Annotated in this window: 11 protein-coding genes and 1 pseudogene; 7 read left to right on the top strand and 5 right to left on the bottom strand. The window is 63.1% G+C overall.

Annotated elements, in window-relative coordinates; all coding sequences use genetic code 11:
- The 5 genes and pseudogenes from RLN94_RS11080 to RLN94_RS11060 form a co-directional block, all read left to right on the top strand.
- Positions 1-122: pseudogene (locus RLN94_RS11080) on the top strand (IS110-like element ISRfsp2 family transposase); the annotation flags it as partial.
- Between the two features lie 114 nt (positions 123-236).
- Positions 237-785 (top strand): PIN domain-containing protein, encoded by a 549-nt coding sequence (locus tag RLN94_RS11075; protein WP_350081081.1) that lies wholly within the window; start codon positions 237-239, stop codon positions 783-785.
- Entirely contained in the window at positions 766-1,137 is a 372-nt protein-coding gene (locus RLN94_RS11070) for a hypothetical protein (RefSeq protein WP_350081079.1), read from the top strand. The genes RLN94_RS11075 and RLN94_RS11070 overlap by 20 nt, the downstream gene beginning before the upstream one ends.
- Before the next feature lie 135 nt (positions 1,138-1,272).
- The gene (locus RLN94_RS11065) at positions 1,273-1,542 is read left to right on the top strand and encodes a hypothetical protein (protein WP_350081076.1); all 270 of its coding nucleotides are present in this window, start codon (positions 1,273-1,275) and stop codon (positions 1,540-1,542) included.
- A 141-nt stretch (positions 1,543-1,683) separates the two neighbouring features.
- Complete coding sequence (locus tag RLN94_RS11060) at positions 1,684-1,974, top strand: hypothetical protein (protein WP_350081074.1); 291 nt, start codon at positions 1,684-1,686, stop codon at positions 1,972-1,974.
- 31 nt (positions 1,975-2,005) lie between these two features.
- Here the strand turns inward: RLN94_RS11060 and RLN94_RS11055 are convergent, their stop codons facing one another.
- Entirely contained in the window at positions 2,006-2,212 is a 207-nt protein-coding gene (locus RLN94_RS11055) for a cold-shock protein (RefSeq protein ID WP_300894002.1), read from the bottom strand.
- 215 nt (positions 2,213-2,427) lie between these two features.
- Here RLN94_RS11055 and RLN94_RS11050 point away from each other — a divergent pair, with 215 nt between their 5' ends.
- Positions 2,428-2,742 (top strand): arsenate reductase family protein, encoded by a 315-nt coding sequence (locus RLN94_RS11050; protein WP_350081071.1) that lies wholly within the window; start codon positions 2,428-2,430, stop codon positions 2,740-2,742.
- A 48-nt stretch (positions 2,743-2,790) separates the two neighbouring features.
- Positions 2,791-3,159, top strand: a complete 369-nt coding sequence (locus tag RLN94_RS11045) for a hypothetical protein (RefSeq protein ID WP_350081068.1) — start codon at positions 2,791-2,793, stop codon at positions 3,157-3,159.
- A 204-nt stretch (positions 3,160-3,363) separates the two neighbouring features.
- On the opposite strand, the gene RLN94_RS11040 is transcribed toward RLN94_RS11045, so the two are convergent.
- From RLN94_RS11040 to RLN94_RS11025, 4 genes are all read right to left on the bottom strand, one after another.
- Positions 3,364-3,921, bottom strand: a complete 558-nt coding sequence (locus RLN94_RS11040) for a DoxX family membrane protein (protein WP_350081066.1) — start codon at positions 3,919-3,921, stop codon at positions 3,364-3,366.
- Positions 3,922-4,677 carry an HvfC/BufC N-terminal domain-containing protein gene (locus RLN94_RS11035; RefSeq protein WP_350081064.1) on the bottom strand — a complete coding sequence of 252 codons (756 nt, stop codon included), beginning with the start codon at positions 4,675-4,677 and terminating at the stop codon, positions 3,922-3,924.
- On the bottom strand, positions 4,674-5,528 hold the full coding sequence (gene bufB / locus RLN94_RS11030; protein ID WP_350081062.1) for an MNIO family bufferin maturase: 855 nt from the start codon (positions 5,526-5,528) through the stop codon (positions 4,674-4,676). Before bufB ends, RLN94_RS11035 begins: the two co-directional genes overlap by 4 nt.
- A 65-nt stretch (positions 5,529-5,593) precedes the next feature.
- On the bottom strand, positions 5,594-5,884 hold the full coding sequence (locus tag RLN94_RS11025) for a BufA1 family periplasmic bufferin-type metallophore (protein ID WP_350081060.1): 291 nt from the start codon (positions 5,882-5,884) through the stop codon (positions 5,594-5,596).
- Positions 5,885-6,000: the final 116 nt, after the last annotated feature.

The following is a 6,000-nucleotide window of genomic DNA, read 5'->3' as shown; positions in this document are numbered from 1 at the left end:
GCAAGCTGCAGGAGGCGGGAAAGCCCGTCAAACTCGCCATCATCGCCTGCGCCCGCAAGCTGCTCACTATCCTCAATGCCATGCTGCGGGATCAGAGGGAGCACCAGCCAGTGGCGGGATGAGAAAGACAGTTGCTACGGGAACGCGGCAGACGGGGAAAGAGGTGACGCAGGAGAGCTCGTGCATGTCCAAGGGGGAGTGGCTTGAGTTTAAAAGGCTTCTGGGGGAGTAGCTAATTGTCCAAAGAAAACTGGTTAATATTTGTCGATACAAACATCTTGCTGGATTTTTACCGTCTCCGCGGAGCGAGTGCTTTGAGCTATTTATCCAAGCTTGAAAGTACAAAGGGCACGTTGCTCCTTACCGAGCAGGTGCACATGGAATTTTTAAAACACAGGCAGCGAGTTGTCTCGGAAGCGTCGGGCGAGATTGGTAAACCAGCAGAGCAAAAGCTCCCGCCGTTCTTGAGTGAATATCAACCAGCTCAAATGATGAAAAAGCAAATGAGCGATGCCGCAAAGCAGCACAAGAAAGTCAAAGACAAGATCGAGAAGATCATAGAGAACCCAAGCGCTAACGACGAAGTCTACAAGTGTGTAAACCGTCTATTCAAATACAACGGTGCTTTTGTCTTGGGCAGGAAGACCGAGGGTAAGGGTCGTATAAGATCACTGGCGCGAAAACGTTTTGCGCTCGGTTACCCGCCTCGAAAGAAAAACGATCTTTCCGTGGGCGACGCAGTCAATTGGGAATGGATTGTACATTGTGCGCAAAAGTGTCCCTGACAAGAGCAACGTAGTTATTGTATCTAGGGATGGGGATTTTGGCGTTGGTCGCGGTAAGAAAAACCACATAAATGACTGGCTTAAGAAGGAGTTCCAAGAACGGGTAAGCAGAAAGAGAAAGGTTGTCCTGACCGAGTTTCTATCGGAAGCATTCAAGAAAGTGGATGTATCAATCACTAAAGAAGTTGAAGATGATGAACGTGGGATGGTCCGCGAAGCACGGGATGAAGTGCTGACAAACTATGCTGATGCCTTGAGCAAATTTGGTGCTACAAGACGGGCGCGTGACAGGAATAACCCGGACTCGGGCCTAGAGTTCATAAGAGATTTCATTGAAGAGATAAAAAAGTAAGAGTCGGAACTTAGGCTTGTGCGTTTGAAACGCACTGTTTCCCCTCAAAAAACTTTGACAGGCCCCGCCGAAGCGGTACCATTCCGGTCAGAGGTTCCTCCAAAGCCTTTTCCAGTAACCTTAGACGAGGTCCATATGCGCATTTCCCTCTCTCTCACGGCCGCCGCGCTGGCTGCGCTGACTGCCGTGCCCGCCATGGCCGACGGCCCGCGGCTTTACCCGGTGCCGACCGCTGCCAATTACTGCCCGGCCGGCTTGCAGCCGATCACCATCAACGGCGCGATCTGCTGCGGGCAGCCGAACACCAACGTGACGTGGTACGAGATGAAGCGGCACCCGGTCTATCGGGCGGCGAGCTATACGCGGTCGTATGACTGTCCCGAGGGCACCAAGGGCTGCCGGTAACGACGATTTCCCCCTTGGCAGGGTGGGCGGAAGGCGCGGAGCGGTGGGCTTCGCGCCTTTTGTATATTGAAGGTATATACAAGGCTGTCATGACTCTGTTACATTGCCGGAAAGAGCAGTGGAGGAGAGGAGTCGGGGCCCATGCGCGTCTTTCTGGTTTTCACCCTGGCCTGCCTTGCCGGCGGCGCATCGGCGAATTCGCCCATCGCGGAGGTGATCTGCGAGCCGACGGAGCGGATGACGCAGAAGCTGTCGCGGCAGTTTGGCGAACAGCTGCACAGCTGGGGCACGCGGGGGCCCGAGCAGGTCATGCAGGTCTGGACCGACAAGCGCGGCGACTGGACAATGGTGGTGTCCTACGCGACGGGCACATCCTGCATCGTCGCGATGGGGGAAAACTGGGAGGGGAACCAGGCCGAGGACCCGGCCTGATTTTCGTGGGATTGACAGTGGCTTGGCTGAATCAGAGCAGCTTGAGGTCACCCGCCATCTGGCGCCCGTCGCGCCCGTCCTGCAGCTCGTAGCCAACCTTCTGGTTGTCGGCGAGCCCGGTCAGGCCCGAGCGTTCGACGGCCGAGATGTGGACGAACACATCCTTACCGCCTTCGTCGGGGGCAATGAACCCGTAACCCTTGGTGGTATTGAACCATTTTACGGTGCCGGTCGGCATGCCGTATCTCCTTCCGTGTCTTCACTTTCCCGGGTGTGTGGCCCGGGCCTTGTCATGCGCAGACGTACCAGACCCGGCCACGAAATTGCGAAGTCGGAGGCTGTCAGGTCAGCGTCACGTCCATGATGATTGCACCGGCTTTGTAAAAAGCAAGCAAAACCCACGTGATCTTCGGGGCGGGGCGGGGTATCAGGTGAAAAAATGGGCGAGGCGAGATGATAGTTTACGGATTGAAGACCTGCGATACCTGCCGCAAGGCGTTGAAATCGTTGCCTGATGCGGAGTTCCGCGATGTCCGGGCGGACGGGGTGCCGGGGGAGGTTCTGGAAACCGCCCATGCCCGGTTCGGCGCGTCCCTGCTCAATACGCGCTCGACCACGTGGCGGGGGCTGGACGAGGCGGAGCGGGCGGGCGATCCGTTGGAACTGCTGGCGGCGCATCCGGCGCTGATGAAGCGGCCGCTGATCGTGACGGACGGGGAAATGTACCTGGGCTGGGGGCCGGAGGTTCGGGACGCGGTGCTTGGATAAGGGCGCGATGGTGCCTATCTGGCGTCGTGACACAACCGGAGGAACGGGATGCGGAATGCGGCGCTTTTGCTTGGGGTGATCGGCGGGCTGATGGCCTTGCTGGTCGGGTTTTTCGCGTATGGGTACACGGAAGCCATTGATCGGTATGGGGAAATTGACGGCCTGGCGTACCAGGTGGACCGGGTCGGGGTGATCCGGGCGGTGAGTTTCGCCGCCCCCTTGCTGGCGATTGCCGGGGGTGGCATGGCGCGGGTGCGGGCCTTGTGGGGCGGGGTTCTGCTGCTGATCTCGGCCGGGCTGATGCTTTATGCGTTCGATTTCAACGTGTTCACCATGTTCCCCATCGGGATGACCGCGCTGGGCGGGCTGATGGCCATCGCGGCGGGCCGGCCGGACGAGCCGAAGGCGCATTTCTGAGCCTTGGCAACCGGGCTGTCGACAGCGGTTCGGGGCGAATCAGGTTAACGGCCCTGTTTTTGCTGGGAAGGCGGTGTCGGTATCGCGTCGGTAACACGTCGGTATTGCGTCGGTGTTCGGGGCGGTGAAGCCAAGGGTTGATGTGGCGTTCGGTGGGGGGCTCCACGAGATGTTGAGGCGGGCGCAACGGGGGTGGACCCCGTGCTATGGTTCCCGTGGGGTGCGTGAGAGCGCCCTGTCGAGGGAGAGCGGCCCGGCGCCCTTGACCACGATCACCAGCAGGAGGAAGACCCAGAGTGCGCGCTGATCGAGGATGATGGCATCGGGGGCCCTGTCGAACCATGCGCCGAGCGTGCCGTCATGTTCGAGGCCGCCATGGCCGAAAAGGTCGGTGAGGGATTGCACCACGATGAAGCCGATCATGCCGAGGGCGGCGAGACGGGCGAGCAGGCCGAGGGTGATCAGCGCGGGCAGGAGGAATTCGGCCCATGTGCCGGCCAGCACGGTGAGGTGGTGGAAGAGCGAGAGCTTGGTGATGTCGTAGGTGACGGCCTCGGTCGCCCGAGGGAAGATCTGGGCGTAGGCGCCGACCGAGGGGCTGACGAGGCCGGGGAGGCCGTCGCCCAGCTTGGTAAGGCCGGAGTTCCAGTAATAGACAAGCAGGATCGCCGCGAAGAGGAAGCGGGCGAGGGTGGGCAGGAGCCAGTCGGCGCGCTCGATCCGGGTGAAGAGCGCGCTGTGGAGGGCGTGGAGGGCGGTCATCTAGCTGGCTCCGGTCGTGATGTCGGTGATGGCCTGGGTGCCGAGGAGGAGGGAGAGGGCCGGAGTGAGGTCGAAACCGGGATCGGTTGCGGTGGCGGTGTCGGTGGCCTCGGAGAGGGTCGCGCCGGATTGGATGGCGGTGATGAGGGCGGCAGTGCCGGGGGAGACGGGGGTCATCTGGGGGTCGTAGTCGGGCCGGGTGATGAGGACGGACTGGGGGCCGGGCTGGGGCTTGGGGCCGTCTTCCATGTTGAAGGCCCAGATGGCGTGGATGGGCCAGCGGGAGGCGATGAGCCGGGTGGCGGGGGCGAGGGTGAAGCGGGTTTCGGCCAGCGCGTCGGGCTTCAGGGTTTGCAGGATGGCGGGGTCGACCGGCGTGGCGTCGGCGGCGTGGTAGGAGATGCGGAGGGCCTGTTCGAGGCGGGCGACGTCGGGGAGGTAGCCGAGATGTTGCAGGGGCTGGAAGGTTTCGAGGAAGGCGGGGAAGTCGGCGCCGTAACTCATCATCAGCGGGTTCTGCGGCGGATGCTGGCGGAGGAAGGTGCCGGCGGTTTTGCGGAAGTTCTCCTCGCCGATGAGCCGAGCGATGGCGGGGAAGCTGGTTTCCAGCGCGTCGGTGAGGCTGGCGGCGACGTTGTTGCGGTAGACGGCGAAGCGGCGGCCGGCGGGGCGGCCTTGCCCGTCGGAGAGGCCGTCGGGCGTAGGCCGGGTGTTGTCGAGCAGGGCGGCGCGAAAGGTGGATTGCGAGGGGCTCATGCGGGCACCCGGGCGAGGGCGGCCTCGGCGCGGCGGGCCTCGGCGGCGAGCGTGGGCCAGTCGGGCACGTCGGTGTCCCATTCGACGAGCAGGGGGCGGGGGCCGGAGCGGTCGAGCGTGTAGTCGAGAAGGGCCCAGACCGGGTCGGCCACCTCGCGGCCGTGGCTATCTATGAGAAGCGGCGCGCCGTGGTCGTCTTCGTCCTCGTCATGGCCGCCGAGGTGGATTTCGCCGACGCGGTCGAGGGGGAAGGCGTCGATATAGGCGCGAGGGTCGAGGTCGAGGTTGGTGGCGGAGACGAAGACGTTGTTCACGTCGAGCAGCAGGCCGCAGCCGGTGCGGCGGGCGAGCTCGTTCAGGAAGTCGGTCTCGGCATAGGTGCTCTCGATGAAGGCGAGGTAGCTGGAGGGGTTTTCCAGCAGCATGGGGCGGCCGAGCGCCTCCTGCACCTCGTCGACGTGGCGGGCGACGCGGGTGAGGGTGGCGCCGGTATAGGGCAGGGGCAGCAGGTCGTTCAGGAAGTGGCTGTCATGGGTCGACCAGGCGAGGTGTTCGGAGAAGCTGGCGGGGTTGAGCCAGTCGCAGAGCTTGCGCAGGCGGGCGAGGTGGTCGGGGTCGAGCCGGCCCTCGCCGCCGATGGAGAGGCCGACGCCGTGGACGGAGATGGGGAAGCATTCGGCCAGGTGGCGGAGTTGCGCGAGCGGGCGGCCGCCGTCGCCCATGTAGTTCTCGGCGTGGATTTCGAGCCAGGTGACGGGGCGGGCGTCAGAGGTGATGTCGCGGAAATGCTGGGGCTTGTAGCCCACGCCGGGGCCGGCGGGCAGGGTGGGAAAGCTCGTGGTATCCAGCATGGGGGCACCTGTTGTTCTGGTCAGAGGTGGCCTGTGCGGGGTGATCCCGCACAGGCCGGTTGGCTTCAGGATTCCGGCAGGTCGCGGTCGAGCGGCTCGAGGCTGCCCATGCGGTCGTCGGGCAGTTCCATGCTTTCGCAGGTGCCGGCGTCGACGAGGGTCCAGGCGTTGCCCTGGTAGTCGACGGTGGAGGTGCCGGCGCAGGTGGTGCCGGCGCCGGCGGCGCAGTCGTTCTCACCGGCGAGCGAGACACCGTAGCATTTTTCCTGCTCGGCCGCGGTGGCGGTGGTGGTGTAGGAGGCGAGCGCCGCGGTGACGGCACCGGCGATGGCGAGGGTCTTGGTGGTGTTGGACATGGGGTAGCTCCCTTCAAGGTGTTTGACATTGTATCACCGTTTCAGCGCTTTGCGGCCTCTCCTCCCCTTTGGACGGGCATGTTGGCCGTGGCGCGGCGATCCGGCGACAGGGGAAG

Origin of the sequence: Roseovarius sp. (assembly GCF_040223625.1) — a bacterium.
Lineage (GTDB): Bacteria > Pseudomonadota > Alphaproteobacteria > Rhodobacterales > Rhodobacteraceae > Roseovarius.
Note: the sequence above shows the minus strand (reverse complement) of the source record. Positions and strands in the feature narration are given on the sequence as shown.